The organism is Pseudonocardia sp. T1-2H (genome assembly GCF_038039215.1).
Lineage (GTDB): Bacteria > Actinomycetota > Actinomycetes > Mycobacteriales > Pseudonocardiaceae > Pseudonocardia.
The window spans coordinates 3,474,929-3,491,250 of sequence record NZ_JBBPCL010000001.1; the positions used below are offsets into that span (position 1 = coordinate 3,474,929).

Consider the following 16,322-nt stretch of genomic DNA (forward strand, 5'->3'; position numbering starts at 1 on the left):
CGGCTCGCCGGGCCGGTTCGGCCGTCCGGCGACCCCGGCCGGCGAAGACGACCCATGAAGTGCCGTGTCGTGGGTACCACCGGCGCGAGGCCGGCCGGGTCACGCGACGTGGCATCGGGCGACCAGGAAGAAGAAGGCGAATGCAGAAGATCAACGAGAAGCTGTACAGCTGGGCCTCGATCCTCGACCCGGCCACCCTGGAACAGGCCGAGCGCACGGCGAGCATGCCGTTCGTCCAACCCCACCTGGCGCTGATGCCGGACGCCCACCTCGGCGCGGGAGCGACGGTCGGCTCCGTCATCCCCACGCCGTCGGCGATCATGCCGGCCGCGGTGGGGGTCGACATCGGCTGCGGCATGATCGCGCTGCGCACCGGGTTCACCGCGCAGGACATGGCCGGCAAGGACCTCGCGCGGCTCCGGCACTCGATCGAGCGCAGCATCCCGCTCAGTGCGGGCAACTACAACCGGCGGATCAGCGACACCGCCGCCCCGCGCGTCGAGACCCTCGAGCAGGAGGCCGCCGACCGCCTGGACTTCTACGACTCCCTGACCCGCACCAGGTGGGACCGTCAGCTCGGCACCCTCGGCTCGGGAAACCACTTCATCGAGGTGACGCTCGACGAGCTCGACCGCGTCTGGCTGTTCCTGCACTCCGGGTCGCGGGGCATCGGCAACGCCATCGCCACGCACCACATCAAGGTCGCCCAGGACCGCTGCCGCAAGAACTCGGTCCGGCTGCCGGACCGGGACCTCGCCTACCTGGAGGAGGGCACGCGCGAGTTCGACCTGTACATCCAGGACCTGAACTGGGCGCAACACTTCGCGCTGCTCAACCGCGAGGAGATGATGGACCGCCTCGTGAACGACGTGAACCACCTGATGGGAGCGCCGGTCGAGGAACAGGAGCGGATCAACTGCCACCACAACTTCACCCAGCGCGAGCACCACCTGGGACGCGACGTCTGGCTGTCCCGCAAGGGCGCCATCCAGGCCGACGAGGGCCGCCCCGGCCTCATCCCCGGGTCCATGGGCACCGCGAGCTACGTCGTGGAGGGCACGGGCAACGCCCTCTCCTTCACCAGCAGTCCGCACGGTGCCGGGCGCGTGTACGCCCGCAGGGCCGCGAAGAGGCGCTTCACCCTCGAGGACATGGACAAGGCCATGGTCGGCATCGAGTACAACCGTTCCCCGGCGTTCCTGGACGAGATCCCGGCCGCGTACAAGGACATCGACGTCGTCATGGCCGACGCCGCCGACCTGGTGAAGATCAGGCACACGCTCCACCAGATCGTCAACGTCAAGGGCGACTGACCCGGCGGACGGCTCAGACGAAGGCGCCGAGTCCGGTGACCGCCCGGCCGACGATCAACGAGTTGATCTCGCGGGTGCCCTCGTAGGAGTAGAGCGCCTCGGCGTCGTTGAACACCTTGGCGATCTCGTAGTCGAGGACGATCCCGTTGCCGCCGAAGATCTCCCGTGCCCGGGCGACGCTCGCCCGCAGCCGGGTCGTGCAGAACAGCTTCGCCAGCGCGGCCTGCTCGTCCCGGAAGATGCCCTGGTCCTGCAGCTGCGCGACGCGCACGGCCATGCCCAGCGACGACGTCACGTTCCCGACGATCGTGGCCAGGTGCTCCTGGACCAGCTGGAACTTCGCGATCGGCCGCCCGAACTGCTCGCGGGTCACGGCGTAGTCGCGAGCCAGCTCGAAGGTGCCCATCATCGCGCCGACGGCGCTCCAGGCCACGCCGCCGCGCGTCGCGCGCAGGACGCGGCCGGTGTCCCGGAACGAGTTCGCCTTCGCCAGCTTGTTCTCGGCCGGGACCCGGCAGCCGACCAGCTCGATGTCGGCGTTCTGCACCGTGCGCAGCGCGGTCTTGCGCTCGATCTTCCGCGCGGTGAACCCGGGCGTGCCCTTCTCGACGACGAAGCCCTTGACGTGGCCGTCGGCCTCGTCGCGCGCCCAGATGATGTTGAGGTCGGCGAAGGTGGCGTTGCCGATCCAGCGCTTGGCCCCGTCGAGGACCCAGGTGTCGCCGTCGCGGCGCGCGGTGGTGTGCAGGCCGCCGGCGACGTCGGAGCCGCCGTTCGGCTCGGTCAGCCCGAAGGAGCCGATGGCCTCCATCGTGCGCATCCGCGGGAGCCAGCGGTCGCGCTGCTCGTCGGAGCCGCACTGGTCGATGGTGCCCATCGCGAGCCCGGTGTGGACGCCGAAGAACGTCGCGATCGAGGCGTCGACGCGCGCGAACTCGGCGGCGATGAACGAGCCGAACAGCTTGCCGGCCGCCTTGCGGTCCGGGAAGTCGACGGCGAGCCCGGCGATGTCCAGCTCGGCGATCTCGGGGACGAGGTGGTGCGGGAACTCCGCCTTCTCCCACTGGTCCAGCGCGATCGGGCGGACCCGCTCCTCCAGGAACCGGCGGACGCGCGCGAGCACGGACCGTTCGTCCGGGGACAGGAGGTGTGCGTAGCCGTAGAAGTCGCCGGGCAGGTCGCCCAGCTCGTCCGGGGTGGACTGTTCGGTCATGGACGTGCTCCTTCTGCTGCGAGTGCGGACAGGACGGCGATCTCCCGGCGGTCCCGGTCCTCGGCGAGCTCCGGGTACCCGCGGTCGCCGTAGGCGTGCTCGGTCGCGTCGCCGATCGCCTCGACCGTCTCGGGGTTCAGGTCCGGCCGGCCGAGGTCGGCCCAGCGCCGGGCCATGCCGGGGCCGAGGTGCCACGGGGTCTTGCCCAAGGCGCGGTAGAACTCGGTCGCGGACTCCACGGTCGACCGCGCCGTCCGCTCCCCCGCGACGACTCCACCAGCGGCAGCAGGTGCGGCGGGTTGAACGGGTGCGCGACGAGCAGCCGGGCGGCCGCGGCGTCGGGCAGGTCCGCGGCGATCGCGGTGGGCATCAGGCCGGACGTCGAGGTGGCCAGGACGGCGTGCTCCGGCGCGGCGGCGGCGATCCGGTCGAACAGCCCGCGTTTGAGGTCGAGGTCCTCCGGGCCGTTCTCCTGGACCAGGTCCGCGCCGGCCACGGCCTCCTCGAGGCCGGGCTCGACGGAGATGCGCGCCAGCAGCCGTCCGCGTCCGCCGGACCCTCGGGCAGGGTGGGGGCGAACTGGCGCACGCTCCGCTCGACCGCCTCGGCGGCGTCCGACCGCGGGTCGGTGACCGTCACGCGGAGGCCGCGGGCGGCGAACAGGGTCGCCCAGGCGCCGCCGATCGTCCCGGCGCCGACCACGGCGACGTTCTCGATCATGATTCCTCCAGGTAGTCGTGAACCGGGGTCGCGGTGGGTGCGGGGACGACGCCGGCGGCCTTCACGACGTCGTCCCCGCGTTCGGGGAACCGGTGATCTCGGCGATCTGCTCCGGCGTGCGCCCGAGCTCGGTGAGGACCTCGACGGTGTGCTGGCCGAGCGTCGGGCACTCGCTGCGCACGGTCGGCGGGGTGGCCGAGAGGCGCAGCGGCGGGTTGACCCGGCGGTAGGTGCCCTCGGTGGGGTGCTCGGCGATCTCCAGCAGCCCGCCCTCGGTGAAGTACGGGTCCTTCTCGGCGTCCTCGAGCTCCAGCACCGGGGCGAAGGGGATGGAGTTCGCGGAGCAGATCTCCGCCCACTCGCGCGTCGTCCGCTCGACGGCGAGCTTCTCGATCTCCGCGTACAGCTCGCCGTAGTGCCGAGCCCGGCTGGTGGCGTCCGCGAAACGCGGGTCGTCCGCGAGGTCGGGCCGGCCGGCTGCGGCGAAGAAGGCCCGGATGTCGCGCTCGGTGTAGGGCAGGATGCAGGCCCAGCCGTCCTTGGTGGAGACGGCGCGGTGCCCCGGGGTCATCGACCGGTTGAAGCCGATCGGCCCCTCGGGTGGCTCGAAGGTGTGTCCGGCCAGGTGCTCGATCAGGTTGAAGGCGAGCATCGTGTCCGTCATGGGCACCTCGACCTGCTGTCCGACGCCGGTGGCGCGCTGGTGCACGAGCGCGGCGAGCACCGCGTAGGCGATCGTCAGCGCGCAGACCTTGTCGGCCAGGATCGTCGGCGCGTAGGTCGGGGTCCCGGTCGCGCGGCGCATGAGGTCGGCCATCCCGGACGACGCCTGCACGATCTCGTCGTAGGCCGCCAGGCCGGCGCGGTCGGAGTCGCTTCGGAAGCCCTGCGCGTTGCAGTACACGAGCTTCGGGTTCAGCTCGGCGAGGGATGCGTAGTCCAGCCCGAGGCGCTGCAGGGCACCCGGGCGCATGTTCGTGACCAGCACGTCGCTGTCGCGGACGAGGTCGAGCGCGGCCGCGCGGCCGGCGTCGGACTTGAGGTCGAGGGCGACGCTGCGCTTGTTGCGGTTGACGTTGAGGGCGAGCGCCCCCATCCCGGGGTGGCGCTGAGGCCGGGTCAGCCGGGTGCTGTCCCCGGCCGGGGGCTCGATCTTGATCACGTCGGCCCCCAGGTCGCCGAGGATCTGGGTGGCGTAGGGCCCCATCACCACGGACGCGAGATCGATCACGCGCACGCCGTCGAGCGCTCCTGCCGTCGCGGCGGCCGGCTTCCCGGCCGCGTTCGGGATCTCGTTCACGGGTTCCTCCTCGTGTGCTCGGAGAGACCAACAACGTTAGCTTTGCTTACTGTTCTACGCTATGTGAGAGCTTGCTACCTATATAGGGAGTTGTGATGCCCGATCAGCCGAGCTCGCGACGGCCGCGACACCGCACGGTCGACCGCGTGGCCGAGATCCTGGAGGCCGTCGCGAGCAGCCGTGGTGGGCTCACGCTGACCCAGCTCGCCGTCCGCCTCGGTGCGCCGGTTTCCTCGATCCAGAAGCTGGTAAACGGTCTGGCCGCGGTCGGTTACCTCGACGAGGAGGAGCGCCGGTTCGTCCTCGGGCCCGCGCCGCACGTGCTCTCGATGCGCGCCGGACGGCTGCCGGTCCGGACCGTCGGGCACGACGACCTCACCGGGCTCGCCGCCGTCACCGGCACCCCGGTGCTACTCGCGGTGCGCGTCGGCGACCACGCCGTCTACGTCGACCGGGCGGGCACCGACGAGGCGTTCGAGTTCGCCCTCTCCCGGACGCTGCGCTCCCCGCTGCCGCGCACTGCGGCGGGCCTGGTGCTGCTCGCGGAGCTGTCCGAACGCGACCGGCGCACCGTCGTCGACGCGACGATGGCCGACGAACCGCCCGAGGCCGCCGTCGAGGTGCTGACCTCGGCGAAGGAGAGCAGGAACCGCGGCTACGCCGTCATGGACTCGTGGCACGTGCTGCGCGGTACCGGCGGGGTGGCGGTGCCGGTCCGCGAGGACGGGCGGGTGGTGGCGTCGCTCGCCGCCGCGGGTCCGGCCGCCGAGATCGTCGCGGACGGTCCGCGCCTCGCAGAGACCCTGGCCGGGCACGCGGCCACCTGGGCCCTGCGCAGGTGACCACCGGGGTTCTCGCGGCTGCTCCTGCGGCCGTGAGCCCACGGCGGAGGAGCCGGGACACGGCTCCACGGTCGACTCGCCCGGAGGCGGAGCCGGCGGTACCGTCGCATGCCGCGTCGCCGGACGGTGCTCGACGACCACGGACGGGGAGGTGGCCCTGTGCCCGACCAGATCCAGAACACAGGTGCCGACATGGCGCTTCCCACCCGTGCGGAGTTGCCGGTGCGGGTCCGCGAGCTGCTCCCGGCGTGGCGGGAACCGGGCACGCTCTGCGTGGCCTGGAGCTTCGACGGGTACTTCGTCGCCGCGAACACCTCCTACATCCAGGCGTTCGGGTGGACCGAGGCCGAGCTGACGGGCGCCCAGTACTGGGACTTCGTCCACCCCGCCGACCAGGACGACGCGGTCGAGACCGTGGACCGGCTCATCACGGCCGGGGGCGGGCGCACGGGCCGCGAGGCACGGCGGCTGTGCCGCGACGGCCGCTACCGCTGTGTCCGCTACGATCTCGCCGCCGACGTCGGCGCCGAACTGCTCTACGCCGTAGGGGTGGACGTCAGTGCCCGGAGACCGCCCCTCGAGGAGGCTCGCGTTCCGGTCGGCACCTGGGTCCGCGACGTCCGGGCCTGCGCGCTCACCTGGTCCGACGAGCTGTACGCCATGAACGGCCTGCCTGTGGGCACCCCGCTCACGGACGCGCTGGTCCGGTCCCTCGTCCACGAGCAGGACCGCCCGCTCGTCGACGGCGCGTGGTACGCCTCCCTGGTCGACAGCGACGCCCACACGGCACGGTTCCGCGCCCTGCGGCCCGACGGGACCGTGCGCCAGCTGGAGAGCACCGGGCGCGTCATCGCCCGCAGCGGCAACCAGGCGATCACCATTCGCGGCATCACCCTCGACGTCACCGACCGCCTCTGATGACCAGGGCGGTCGGCGTGACGACTGCCGCATCCGCGTGAGACCGCGTACGGATGGGCCCCCGAGGATCACACCGGCTTCTGCAAGATCCTCGCCGAGCCCGGGACCGGGCGGCTCCTCGGCGCCCACATCCTCGGCCCCGAGGCACCCACCCTCATCCAGCCCCTCGTCCTGGCCATGACCCTTCGGCATCTCCGCCGCCACGCTCGCCGGCAGACCGTACTGGATCCACCCCGCCCTCACCGAGGTCGTCAGGCAGGCGCTGGTCGCCCTGGAGCGGTGACGATCAGGTCGCGGCCTCGACCAGCTCCTTGAACTCCCGGCCCAGCTGGGCCAGCACGTCGTCGAACTCGCCGGGGGTGACGGCGTCGTGGATCGTGGCGAGCACCGCCATCACCCCGGCTCCGGCGTCGGCCTCGTCGGTCCCGCTGCGTTGGGCGACCCGGCGGGCGAACTCGTCGACGTCGAAGCGTTCCGCCGGCTCCTGGTCCTTGGTGAGGTCGGGCTGCAGCTCCTTCGGCATCTGCGAGCGGAGGTCCTTGGCCTCCCCGCCGGTCAGCCGCTGGGCGAGCACCTGGAGGGTGGCGCGGGTCAGCTTCTCGGCCTCGTCACGCGGCACGCCCGCGCGCTCGGCGACGGCGGCGATGAACTGGTCGTACTTCACGGGTCTCCTCCTCGAAGGTCCGGTCGCGAACCCCTCCACGGTCACCGCGCCCCGGACGCCCGGGAACCGGCCCGGGGCTGCCAACCCGACCGGGGCGGTTCGGCACCCTGGGCCGACCCGACGGCCCGCCGGGGACGTTTGGCCCGCTCGCCACCGGCCATCCCGTTGCCCGCGGCGGTGTGCCGCGGGGAGGGACGGTGGACGATGACGGCCACGACGGGCGGTCGGGACGACACGGAGGAACGCGCCGCCGAGCGCGATCACGCGCCTGACCGGAGCACGGCGCCCGGACACCACCCGCGAGTCGCGCTACCGCACAGCGAGGCGGAGGGCCCGATCGCCGAGGCGGAGCGGACCGCCGGGCACGCCACCGACGACGATCACCCCCTCGGGGAGCCCGGGCGGCCGCTGAACCGGCGCTCACCGTTCATGATCGGGCTGATCGGGTCGGCGGGGGTGGCGGTCACGGCCGGGCTGGTGCTGATCGTGGTCAACTCGTGGTCGGCGCTCCTGCTGATCGGCGTCGCCCTGTTCCTCGCGATCGGCCTGGAACCGGCGGTGTCGGCGCTCGTCCGCCGCGGGGTGCGGCGCTCGCTCGCGGTGACCGGGGTGGCGATCCTGCTCGTCGTCGTGGTGGCCGGTTTCCTCGCCGCCGCGATCGTCCCGCTCGCGGCGCAGGCCGGGGCGTTGTTCGCCCGTGCCCCGGCGATCCTGCAGGACCTGCAGAACCGCAACTCGGTGCTGGGTGGTCTCGGCGCGCGGCTGCAGATCCAGCAGCGGATCGAGCAGTTGGTCAGCGGCAACGGCTCGACGCTGGTCAACGGCGTCCTCGGGGCCGGCGTCGCCCTGTTCGGCGCCCTGGCCGACTCCGTCGTCGTCCTGGTGCTGACCGTCTACTTCCTGGCGTCGCTGCCCTCGATCCGCGTCCTCGCGTACCGCCTCGTGCCGCACTCCCGACGGCCGCGCGTGATCCTCATCGGCGACGAGGTCCTCGCCAAGGTGGGTGCGTACGTGCTGGGCAACCTGCTGATCTCGGCCGTCATCGGGGTCGCGACCTTCATCTGGCTCGAGATCTTCCACGTGCCGTACGCGCTGGCGCTGTCGGTGCTCGTGGCCCTGCTCGACCTCGTGCCCGTCGTCGGGTCGACGATCGCCGGGATCATCGTCGCGCTCGTCGCGTTGAGCGTGTCGTGGCCGGTCGCGCTCGCCACGGTCGCGTTCTACGTCGTCTACCGCTTTCTCGAGGACTACCTGCTCGTCCCGAAGGTCATGGGCCGTGCGGTGAACGTGCCGGACACCGTGACCGTGGTCTCGGTCCTCATCGGCGGGGTGCTGCTCGGGGTCGTCGGGGCGCTGGTCGCCATCCCCGTCGCGGCCGCAGTGACGATGGTCCTGCGCGAGGCCGTGTTCCCGCGGCTCGACCGGGCCTGACCGGGCCCGCGGCACCCGCTAGGAGATCGTCGCCCACCCCTGCTGAACCCCCGTGGCCCCGGTGTCGACCCGCTCCTGCACCTCCGGGCGCAGGTAGCCGTCGTCGTCGAGCCAGTCCCGCCAGCTGCGCGTCGGCTTCCAGCCCAGCAGCCGGACGGCCTTCGCGGTCGAGATGCCCGACGCGTCCTCGCGCGCTACCGGCCGCAGCTCCACCTCGTCGCCGAAGTGCCGGCGGACCAGGTCGTGCAGGGGCAGCCCGTTGGCGTTGTCCGCGGCCGCGGCGTAGAGCACCTCGTGCCCCGGGAGGTCCACCGTCGCGGCGAGCACCAACAGATCGGCGACGTCGTAGACCGTGACGTAGGACCAGAACGAGGCGCTCTTGTCCGCGCCCGCGGCCCGCACGATCGGCCCCACGTTGCGCTCGATGTTGCCCTCCCACTGCACCCACGTGGGACGCACGGACACCCCGTTCATGTCCGAGCGCGCCACCGCGGCGTCCATCAACGCCTCGCCCACGCTCTTGGACAGCGCATAGCTGTCCTGCGGGGCGACCCGGTGCTCCTCGTCGATCGGGGCGTAGTCGGCGTGGAAGTAGCGGGTCGGGTAGGAGAAGCCGGGCACGGTCTCACTGGACACGTGCACGAACCGCGCGACCCCGCAGCGCTCGGCCGCCTCGAGGGTGTTGTAGGTGGCCATCACGTTGTTCCGGAAGATGACGTGCGGCGGGTTCTTCACCGGGCTGGGGATGGCCGCGGCGTGGATCACCGCCTCGTGCCCGGGGACCACGGCCGCCGCGTGCCCGGCGTCGGACAGGTCGGCCTGGATGTAGCGCACCTCGCGGGCCCGTTCGTAGACGGGCGCGGCGGCGTCGACGGCCGTGACCTCGTGTCCCGAGCGGAGAAGGTGGTGCACCGCCGCGGCGCCGACCTTGCCTCGGGCGCCGGTAACGAGAATTCGCATCGTGAGGACTACCCCTCGCCGACGCGCGTAACCCTCCGCACACGAGCTGGCCGTGTCCATGAGGCGCTGCCTACCCTTTGGGGGCCCTGCGTACCGGTTGTCCGGGTGCTCCCCTGCTCCCGCCGGACCCGGTTTCGCGCGGACGTCGAGGAGAGCATCGTGAGCGTGAAGTACCCCCTGGTCCCCCTGCCCTGCCAGCACTGCCGGGCGAGCCGGCGGCTCGGGACCGTCCACCACCAGCCCGGCTGCCCCATGGACACGGCGAACGTGGCCTTCTTCGGCCACCCGGACCTGATGGAGCTCGACCTGCACCTGGCCGCGTACTACCCCGAGCCGTAGCGGTCGTCCTCAGCCACCGATGTAGGACATCTCGATCCTGGGCATGCCCAGTCCCACCGGCACCGCGGCGCCGGTCCCCCGCAGCTCGGAGTAGCGGTCCTCGCGGGCGGTCCAGCGAGCGGCGACCGCGTCCCGCAGCTCGGTGTCCGTCGCGCCGCCGCGCAGCATCGCCCGCAGGTCGAGGCCGGTGTGCGACGCCCGCCCCGTCTTCGCGACCGCGAGCCGTTTCCCCGACGCGGACGAGGTCGTCGTGGAATGGCCGCACCGCTACCTCGCCGCCGAGGCCGCCGCGGGCAGGATCGACGCCCGGACCGCGCTGTGCGTGCTCACCCACGACCCGAAGTTCGACGTCCCGCTCCTCGAGGTGACCCTGCGCCTGCCCGAGGTCGGCTACGTCGGGGCGATGGGTTCGCGGCGCACCCACCACGACCGGATCGACCGGCTGCGCGAGATCGGGGTCACCGAGCACGAGATCTCCCGGATGTGCTCGCCGATCGGGCTCGACCTCGGGGCCCGCACCCCGGAGCAGACGGCCGTGGCGATCGCCGCGGAGATCGTGCTGCGACATTTCGGCGGCACCGGCCTGCCCCTCGGCGCGCGGGAGGGCGCGATCCACGAACCGGACGGGGAGGGCCTGCGCACCAGCGCCTGAACCGACCGTCGCCGTCGGGGATCACGGGGTCACTGCTCGTAGGTCTCCGCGGGGGCGTCGAGGGTTCGGCGTGGGCTCACGGCGGCCCCGACGAGCCGGACGAAGGCGCCGTGTCGCCTCGAGCCCGGTGCTCTCGGCCGCCGCTGCACGGGGGCACACGCAGAGCCGGCAGCACCTCGGCACCGAGGCGCCGGATGTTCTCGAGCGTCCGGGCGGGGTCCCCGTGCCCCTCCACCATCAGGATCGCGTGCTCGACACCCGCCGTCGCGGCGGTGCGGACCAGCCGCCGCCGGCATGTCTCGGGCGACCCGACCGGGTGCAGCCGGCACAGCATTGCCGCGTACTCGTCGGGATCCCGCGTCGGGTGGGCGGCCCCGTCGGCGCGCCGGTATCCGGCCAGGCCGGGTCCCAGCCACAGCGGGAGCCGGGCGCGCAAGGCCGCCTCCGCCTCGCCGTCGGTGTCGGCGACGTACGCGAGGTGGGCGCTGACGTGCCCGCCGACGGCGGTCCCCGCGAGCCGCCGGTGCTCGGCCACCATGCGGGCCTTCTCCCGGTCGTCGGCGTGCATGCCCAGCAGCACCGGCAAGCGGCGGCGCGCGGCCGTCTCGACGGACTCCGCGGACGTGGCGGCGACGAGCACGGCAGGCGGCTTCCCGCCCCGGGGCCCGGGCACGACCTGCACCTCGGGGAACCGGTAGCCAGGGCCGCTCCCCCGAACCGGGCGGCCGGCGAGCGCGGTCAGCACGTGGTCGAGTGCCTCGGGGAAGCCGGCCCGCGGGTCGGCCGCACCGTCGTCGGCGCCGCCGAACACCCGCAGGTCGATCCACGGGCCGCCGCGGCCGACGCCCAGGACCAGCCGGCCGCCCGAGAGCTGGTCGAGCAGCAGCGCCTGCTCGGCGACGGCGACGGGATGCTGGGTCGGCAGGACACAGATCGCCGTGCCCACCGTGACGCGCGTCGTCGCCGCCAGGAGGTACCCGGCGAGGGTGAGCGCGGACGGGCACACCCCGTAGGACATGAAGTGGTGTTCCGCGACCCAGACGTCGTCGAACCCCGCGGCCTCGGCGGCGACGGCGGAGGCGACGGTCCGCTCGAGCACCTGCGTGTGGCTCTGCCCGGGGAACTGCGCCGACAACAAGAGAACCCCGACCCGCACCCGCATCGTCCCCTCTCCGTGTCCGCACAGCACCGTGCCCCGGCACCGAGACGTCGGGTGCCGGGGCACGAGGCCACGTGAAGGGTGTCAGAACCAGACTTTTCGGCCTCCCACCGGGCGGCCGACGCTGCCCAGGATCAGCAGCACGATGCCGACGATCAGGAGAAGTCCGCCGAGGTAGTACAGCAGGCTCAGGCCGGTGAGGTAGCCCACCACCAGCAGGATCAGACCGAGGATGATCACGAAAAGCCTCCGAAATGGTGTCCGGGCTGTTAGCCCGTCCGATGTCGACACGGAGTGCCCGATCGGGGGAGTTTCTACTTCTCTGGCGACAGGGAGTTATCGAGACGTTATGAAGCCGCCGCCGGGGCCGCGACGAGCATCCCCCGGGCCCGGCGCTCCACGGCGCCGACGGCCGGTCCGGGAAGAACCCACCCGGTGCGTCGTTCCAGCTCGGACAGCCGCGCCAGCGCGCGCCGGTACGCCGCGTGCCGTTCGCCGTCGTGCGGGGTCGACTCCGCCGCGGTGAGCAGCTTGATCGTCTGGTCGAGCAGCTTCCGTTCCCCGGGCGCGAAGCAGGCGGCGCCGAGGCGGTCCGCCGCGTCGACCGCGGCCGACCAGGCACGCTCCGCCCGCTCGGCCGCCCGGGTGAACTCCGCGGCCGCCGCGGCGCCGGGGAAGCCGTCCGTACGGAGCGCGCACGCCGACGCGAACTCGTCGACGAACCGTGCCGTCGGCGGTCGGGTCACATCGGCAAGGGCCGGTCGGGCCAGCACCGCGCGGGGGTCGCACTCGAACGCCGCGAACTCCCCCGCGGTGCGGCCGTAGCGCTCGACGGCCGCCTGCCAGGCATCGCGCTCCGCCTGCTCCGGACGGATCCAGGCGCGCCACCGCTCGATCAGAATCCGGTCGTACCCCTGGTGGTGGGCGAGGACGGCGAGCATCAGCAAGATCACGATCAGCCCCGGGAGCAGCGGCCACCAGTCCGTGTCCGCTCCGCCGTGGTGGTGTCCGTGATACCCGTGATACCCGTGGTCCTCGTGATACCCGTGGTCCTCGTGATACCCGTGGTCCTCGTGATACCCGTGGTCCTCGTGATAGCCGTGGTCCTCGTGATAGCCGTGATCCTCGTGATAGCCGTGGTCCTCGTGATGGCCGTGGTGCCCGCCATGTCCGTGGTGGTCATCGTCGAAATCAGGCATCGCGTCCCCCCACCGGTCCTCCCGCGAAGACGGGACGCTACCCCTGATCGGCCCGACTCCCCAGGCCTCGCGCCGCGCCTGTTCAGCGGCGCCGACGCAGCTGGGTCTCGTCGAGATCCAGTTCCTGGCTGATGGCGACCATGGTGGGCCGCGAGATCTCCCCCTTCTCGTGCAGCGTGCGCAGCATGTCCCGTTCGACGTTCACGAGCCGGAGCCGCAGGTCGCTCGCGTCGAGGCGGTCGGGCCGGGGGTCGTCGCCGTCGCCGTCGCGGTCGTCGTCCGGCGTCGTGCGCCCGCGGTCCGAGCCCGGGTCGAGCTGGTCCCGAAGGCGGTCGCGGCGCAGTTCGAGGACCTGCCGCAGGGCCTCGGCCCCGGGTGGGTCCGGCTCGTCCCGGGCGGCCACGTCGTCGAGCTCGCGTAGCGCCGCGTCCACCGTGGCGCGCCGCGCCCGGACCCCTTCCGTCTGCTCGCGCTCGTCGGGCCGCAGCTGCAGCCGCCGGAGCAGGAAGGGCAGCGGCACGGTCTGCCCGACCAGGGTGACCAGGACGACGACCACCGTCAGGAACAGCAGCAGGTCCCGCCGCGGGAACTCCTGTCCCGTCGGGGTGACCAGCGGGATCGAGAGGGCGACCGCGAGGGAGACCGCGCCACGGGGACCGCACCAGCCCAACACCAGCCGTTCCCGGAACGTCATGCGCGACGTCAGCTCCTCCCGCACCGGGAGCAGGCCCGCCAGCGACGGGACGAGCAGCACCCAGGCCATCCGGACCCCGATCGCGACCACGACCACGGCCCCGGACGCCACGGCCAGGAGCCCGGGCGGGTAGTAGCCGACCACGGCGACGATCGAGGGGACCTGGATCCCCAGCAGCACGAACAGCAAGGCGACCAGCAGCGTGTTGAGCACCCGCCAGAACGTCTCGGTCTGCAGCCGCGACGTCGGCTCGACCAGGCCGCGACCACGCGTGCCGAGCCACACCGCCGCCGCGACCGTCGCCAGCACGCCGGAGGACTGCACGAGCTGGGCCGGCACGAAGGCGAGGTAGGGGGTGATCAGCGACAACAGCACCTGGCTGGTGCTGTCCCGGATCCGCCGGCGCAACGCGGCCGTGAGCACCCCGACGAGCAGGCCGAACCCGATCCCGCCGCCGACCTCGACCACGAGGTGCGTCAGGACGTCGCCGGCCGAGGCCGGTGCCCCGACGCTCGCGACGGCCACGGCGAACAGCGTGAGCGCCACGCCGTCGTTGACCAGTCCCTCCGACTCCAGGACCGTGACCAGGCGTCTCGGCGCACCGAGCCGCTGCAGCACGGAGCCGGCCGCGACGGGATCCGGCGGTGCCACCGCCGCCCCGAAGGCGATCGCCGCCGCCCACCCGACGTCCGGGAACACCGCCAGCAACGTCGCCGCGACCGCGGCCGCGGTGACGAGCACGAGGCCCACCGCCTGCCCGAGCACGGCGACGAGGTTGTGGATCGTCTCCCGGGGATCGCTGAAGAACGCCGCGTAGTAGATCAACGGCGGGAGGAACAGCAGCAGCACCAGGTCCGGCGACAGCCGCACCCCCGCCATGCCGGGGAGCAGTCCGGCGGCCACCCCCAGCAGCACGTACGCGGCGGCGTCCGGGATCCCGGTACGCCCCGTCACGAAGCGTCCGAGCAGCACAGCGCCCGCCAGCACCATCGCCACGACGAAGATCTGTATCGGCACGAGTGGGGCAGTACCCGGTCCACCCGCGCGGCACGCGCCGGCGCGCGGGCGCTCGCCCGGCACGCACCCACCCCGGACCGCGTGGCCACGGATCGCACGCCGCGCTGCAGCGACCGGGACGGCCCGCCGACGGATCACGGGGCCGGTGCGGGGGCTTCCGCACCGGCCCCGGAGAACTGGCCCCACCGGGGCGTCGGGCGTCGGCACAGGCTTACCCCGCACAGCGGGCCTCTAACGCGTCACGGGTCCCGGGTTCGGGCGGTGGGATCGACGAGTTCCGGCAGGTCCATGGGTTCTGTTGCCCGCCGGCCGCCCAGGCGTCACGTCGGCGGGTTGGAACGACGCGGACGGGGAACCACCCGCCAATGGACTCCGAAGTGACCCTGCAGGTCGACGGTGCCACCCACCACGTCACGATCGACACCCGCACGTCCCTGCTCGACGCGCTGCGGCAGCGGATGGGGATCACCAGCCCCAAGAAGGGCTGCGACCACGGTCAGTGCGGTGCCTGCACCGTGCTCGTGAACAGCCGCCGCGTGCTCGGGTGCCTCGCGCTGGCCGTCGCCTACGACGGCGCCGTGGTCACCACCGCGGACGGGCTCGCCCCCGGTGGCGACGACGCGCATCCGGTCCAGCAGGCGTTCCTGGACAACGACGCGTTCCAGTGCGGCTACTGCACCCCCGGACAGGTGTGCTCGGCCGTCGGCGTGCTCGACGAGATCGAGCGCGGCTGGCCGAGCGCGGCCGCCGCGGACGTGGCGGCCGACCCGGAGCTCACCGACCCGGAGGCGATGGACAGGGAGATCGCGGAGCGGATGAGCGGCAACCTGTGCCGGTGCGGCGCCTACAAGGGCATCCGGGCCGCCGTGGGCCAGGTGGCGCGCGCCGGCGGGGCGGTCCGATGAAGCCCTTCGCCTACGAGGCCCCCGCCGACGCCGCGGCCGCCGTCCGGTCCGTCGCGGGCCGCCCGGACGCCTCCTTCCTGGCCGGCGGGACGAACCTCGTCGACCACCTGCGGCTGGGCCTGATCGAGCCCGGCCTGCTGGTCGACGTCACCTCTCTCACCTCGGCCGAGATCACCGACCGCGAGGGCGGGCTGCGGATCGGCGCGGCCGTGCGCAACTCCGACCTCGCGGCGGACCCGCGCGTCCGCGAGCGGTTCCCGGTGCTCGCCGAGTCCCTGCTCGCCGGCGCGTCCGGCCAGCTCCGCAACATGGCGACGACGGGCGGCAACCCGCTGCAGCGCACCCGCTGCGTCTACTTCCAGGACGTCACCACGCCCTGCAACAAGCGCGAGCCCGGCTCCGGCTGCTCGGCGATCGGCGGATCCACCCGCAACCACGCGATCCTGGGGGCCTCCGAGCACTGCATCGCCACCCAGCCGTCGGACATGGGGGTCGCGCTGGCCGCGCTCGACGCCGAGGTGCAGGTCCTCGGCCCGGACGGCGAGCGGACGATCCCGTTCACCGAGCTGCACCGCCTGCCCGGCGACACCCCGGAGCGGGACACCGTTCTCGACCACGGCGAGCTGATCACCGCCATCGACGTGCCGGACCTGCCGATCGCCCGCCGCTCGCACTACCGCAAGGTCCGGGACCGGGCGTCGTACGCGTTCGCCCTGGTCTCGGTGGCCGCGGCGCTCGACGTCGTCGACGGCGAGGTCCGGGACGTGCGGATCGCACTCGGCGGCGTCGCCCACAAGCCCTGGCGGGCCCGGCGGGCCGAGGCGGCGCTGCGCGGTGCGCCCGTGTCCGAGCAGTCCTACCGCGAAGCGGCCGAGGCGGAGCTCGCCGACGCCCGTCCCCAGGACGGCATCGACGGCGGCAACGGGTTCAAGATCCCGCTGGTGACCGGGGCGCTCGTCGCCACGCTGCGCGATCTCGCCGAGGAGGAGACCTGAG

At 72.9% G+C, this 16,322-nt stretch carries 18 protein-coding genes and 3 pseudogenes; 9 read left to right on the plus strand and 12 right to left on the minus strand.

What is annotated here, in order from left to right; translation table 11 throughout:
- The first annotated feature begins 140 nt into the window (after positions 1-140).
- Positions 141-1,313, plus strand: coding sequence for an RtcB family protein (locus WBK50_RS17135; protein ID WP_341336578.1), 1,173 nt, complete (start codon positions 141-143; stop codon positions 1,311-1,313).
- Between the two features lie 13 nt (positions 1,314-1,326).
- Here the strand turns inward: WBK50_RS17135 and WBK50_RS17140 are convergent, their stop codons facing one another.
- From WBK50_RS17140 to WBK50_RS17160, 5 genes and pseudogenes are all read right to left on the minus strand, one after another.
- Positions 1,327-2,526 carry an acyl-CoA dehydrogenase family protein gene (locus WBK50_RS17140; protein WP_341336579.1) on the minus strand — a complete coding sequence of 400 codons (1,200 nt, stop codon included), beginning with the start codon at positions 2,524-2,526 and terminating at the stop codon, positions 1,327-1,329.
- Positions 2,523-2,702 (minus strand): hypothetical protein, encoded by a 180-nt coding sequence (locus WBK50_RS17145; protein WP_341336580.1) that lies wholly within the window; start codon positions 2,700-2,702, stop codon positions 2,523-2,525. Before WBK50_RS17145 ends, WBK50_RS17140 begins: the two co-directional genes overlap by 4 nt.
- The gene (locus tag WBK50_RS17150) at positions 2,663-3,022 is read right to left on the minus strand and encodes a 3-hydroxyacyl-CoA dehydrogenase NAD-binding domain-containing protein (RefSeq protein ID WP_341336581.1); all 360 of its coding nucleotides are present in this window, start codon (positions 3,020-3,022) and stop codon (positions 2,663-2,665) included. The genes WBK50_RS17145 and WBK50_RS17150 overlap by 40 nt, the downstream gene beginning before the upstream one ends.
- Before the next feature lie 143 nt (positions 3,023-3,165).
- Positions 3,166-3,246 (minus strand): annotated as a pseudogene (locus tag WBK50_RS17155) (3-hydroxyacyl-CoA dehydrogenase NAD-binding domain-containing protein); the annotation flags it as partial.
- Positions 3,247-3,307: 61 nt separating this feature from the next.
- Positions 3,308-4,537, minus strand: coding sequence for a CaiB/BaiF CoA transferase family protein (locus tag WBK50_RS17160; protein WP_341339416.1), 1,230 nt, complete (start codon positions 4,535-4,537; stop codon positions 3,308-3,310).
- Between the two features lie 155 nt (positions 4,538-4,692).
- Here WBK50_RS17160 and WBK50_RS17165 point away from each other — a divergent pair, with 155 nt between their 5' ends.
- The 3 genes and pseudogenes from WBK50_RS17165 to WBK50_RS17175 all read left to right on the plus strand — a co-directional run.
- Positions 4,693-5,388, plus strand: coding sequence for an IclR family transcriptional regulator (locus tag WBK50_RS17165; RefSeq protein WP_341336582.1), 696 nt, complete (start codon positions 4,693-4,695; stop codon positions 5,386-5,388).
- Between the two features lie 192 nt (positions 5,389-5,580).
- The gene (locus WBK50_RS17170) at positions 5,581-6,306 is read left to right on the plus strand and encodes a PAS domain-containing protein (RefSeq protein WP_341336583.1); all 726 of its coding nucleotides are present in this window, start codon (positions 5,581-5,583) and stop codon (positions 6,304-6,306) included.
- A 45-nt stretch (positions 6,307-6,351) separates the two neighbouring features.
- Positions 6,352-6,589: pseudogene (locus WBK50_RS17175) on the plus strand (mycothione reductase); the annotation flags it as partial.
- A gap of 3 nt (positions 6,590-6,592) precedes the next feature.
- Here WBK50_RS17175 and WBK50_RS17180 read toward each other — a convergent pair.
- Entirely contained in the window at positions 6,593-6,970 is a 378-nt protein-coding gene (locus WBK50_RS17180) for a DUF2267 domain-containing protein (protein WP_341336584.1), read from the minus strand.
- A gap of 204 nt (positions 6,971-7,174) precedes the next feature.
- On the opposite strand from WBK50_RS17180, the gene WBK50_RS17185 reads away from it, so the two are divergent.
- Positions 7,175-8,401 carry an AI-2E family transporter gene (locus WBK50_RS17185; RefSeq protein WP_341336585.1) on the plus strand — a complete coding sequence of 409 codons (1,227 nt, stop codon included), beginning with the start codon at positions 7,175-7,177 and terminating at the stop codon, positions 8,399-8,401.
- 18 nt (positions 8,402-8,419) lie between these two features.
- On the opposite strand, the gene WBK50_RS17190 is transcribed toward WBK50_RS17185, so the two are convergent.
- Positions 8,420-9,361, minus strand: coding sequence for an NAD-dependent epimerase/dehydratase family protein (locus WBK50_RS17190; protein WP_341336586.1), 942 nt, complete (start codon positions 9,359-9,361; stop codon positions 8,420-8,422).
- A gap of 159 nt (positions 9,362-9,520) precedes the next feature.
- Here WBK50_RS17190 and WBK50_RS17195 point away from each other — a divergent pair, with 159 nt between their 5' ends.
- Complete coding sequence (locus WBK50_RS17195; protein WP_341336587.1) at positions 9,521-9,700, plus strand: hypothetical protein; 180 nt, start codon at positions 9,521-9,523, stop codon at positions 9,698-9,700.
- A gap of 9 nt (positions 9,701-9,709) precedes the next feature.
- On the opposite strand, the gene WBK50_RS17200 is transcribed toward WBK50_RS17195, so the two are convergent.
- Positions 9,710-9,868 carry a hypothetical protein gene (locus tag WBK50_RS17200; protein ID WP_341336588.1) on the minus strand — a complete coding sequence of 53 codons (159 nt, stop codon included), beginning with the start codon at positions 9,866-9,868 and terminating at the stop codon, positions 9,710-9,712.
- 19 nt (positions 9,869-9,887) lie between these two features.
- Here WBK50_RS17200 and WBK50_RS17205 point away from each other — a divergent pair.
- A pseudogene (locus tag WBK50_RS17205) lies at positions 9,888-10,352 on the plus strand (XdhC family protein); the annotation flags it as partial.
- 76 nt (positions 10,353-10,428) lie between these two features.
- Here WBK50_RS17205 and WBK50_RS17210 read toward each other — a convergent pair.
- The 4 genes from WBK50_RS17210 to WBK50_RS17225 form a co-directional block, all read right to left on the minus strand.
- Positions 10,429-11,514, minus strand: coding sequence for an LLM class flavin-dependent oxidoreductase (locus tag WBK50_RS17210; protein WP_341336589.1), 1,086 nt, complete (start codon positions 11,512-11,514; stop codon positions 10,429-10,431).
- 81 nt (positions 11,515-11,595) lie between these two features.
- Positions 11,596-11,751, minus strand: a complete 156-nt coding sequence (locus WBK50_RS17215; RefSeq protein WP_297493780.1) for a hypothetical protein — start codon at positions 11,749-11,751, stop codon at positions 11,596-11,598.
- 107 nt (positions 11,752-11,858) lie between these two features.
- Entirely contained in the window at positions 11,859-12,710 is an 852-nt protein-coding gene (locus WBK50_RS17220) for a hypothetical protein (RefSeq protein ID WP_341336590.1), read from the minus strand.
- An 82-nt stretch (positions 12,711-12,792) separates the two neighbouring features.
- Positions 12,793-14,421 (minus strand): Na+/H+ antiporter, encoded by a 1,629-nt coding sequence (locus WBK50_RS17225; RefSeq protein ID WP_341336591.1) that lies wholly within the window; start codon positions 14,419-14,421, stop codon positions 12,793-12,795.
- Between the two features lie 365 nt (positions 14,422-14,786).
- On the opposite strand from WBK50_RS17225, the gene WBK50_RS17230 reads away from it, so the two are divergent.
- Both WBK50_RS17230 and WBK50_RS17235 read left to right on the plus strand, forming a co-directional pair.
- Positions 14,787-15,326: a 2Fe-2S iron-sulfur cluster-binding protein gene (locus tag WBK50_RS17230; RefSeq protein WP_341336592.1), complete on the plus strand. Its 540-nt coding sequence runs from the start codon at positions 14,787-14,789 to the stop codon at positions 15,324-15,326.
- Positions 15,323-16,321, plus strand: a complete 999-nt coding sequence (locus tag WBK50_RS17235; protein ID WP_341336593.1) for an FAD binding domain-containing protein — start codon at positions 15,323-15,325, stop codon at positions 16,319-16,321. Before WBK50_RS17230 ends, WBK50_RS17235 begins: the two co-directional genes overlap by 4 nt.
- The last annotated feature ends 1 nt before the right edge of the window (position 16,322 follow it).

Coding starts and splice junctions, on each gene's coding strand:
- WBK50_RS17135 (WP_341336578.1), top strand. CDS start 141: ATGCAGAAGATCAACGAGAAGCTGTACAGCTGGGCCTCGATCCTCGAC.
- WBK50_RS17140 (WP_341336579.1), bottom strand. CDS start 2,526: ATGACCGAACAGTCCACCCCGGACGAGCTGGGCGACCTGCCCGGCGAC.
- WBK50_RS17145 (WP_341336580.1), bottom strand. CDS start 2,702: ATGGCCCGGCGCTGGGCCGACCTCGGCCGGCCGGACCTGAACCCCGAG.
- WBK50_RS17170 (WP_341336583.1), top strand. CDS start 5,581: ATGGCGCTTCCCACCCGTGCGGAGTTGCCGGTGCGGGTCCGCGAGCTG.
- WBK50_RS17185 (WP_341336585.1), top strand. CDS start 7,175: ATGACGGCCACGACGGGCGGTCGGGACGACACGGAGGAACGCGCCGCC.
- WBK50_RS17190 (WP_341336586.1), bottom strand. CDS start 9,361: ATGCGAATTCTCGTTACCGGCGCCCGAGGCAAGGTCGGCGCCGCGGCG.
- WBK50_RS17200 (WP_341336588.1), bottom strand. CDS start 9,868: ATGCTGCGCGGCGGCGCGACGGACACCGAGCTGCGGGACGCGGTCGCC.
- WBK50_RS17210 (WP_341336589.1), bottom strand. CDS start 11,514: ATGCGGGTGCGGGTCGGGGTTCTCTTGTTGTCGGCGCAGTTCCCCGGG.
- WBK50_RS17220 (WP_341336590.1), bottom strand. CDS start 12,710: ATGCCTGATTTCGACGATGACCACCACGGACATGGCGGGCACCACGGC.
- WBK50_RS17230 (WP_341336592.1), top strand. CDS start 14,787: ATGGACTCCGAAGTGACCCTGCAGGTCGACGGTGCCACCCACCACGTC.
- WBK50_RS17235 (WP_341336593.1), top strand. CDS start 15,323: ATGAAGCCCTTCGCCTACGAGGCCCCCGCCGACGCCGCGGCCGCCGTC.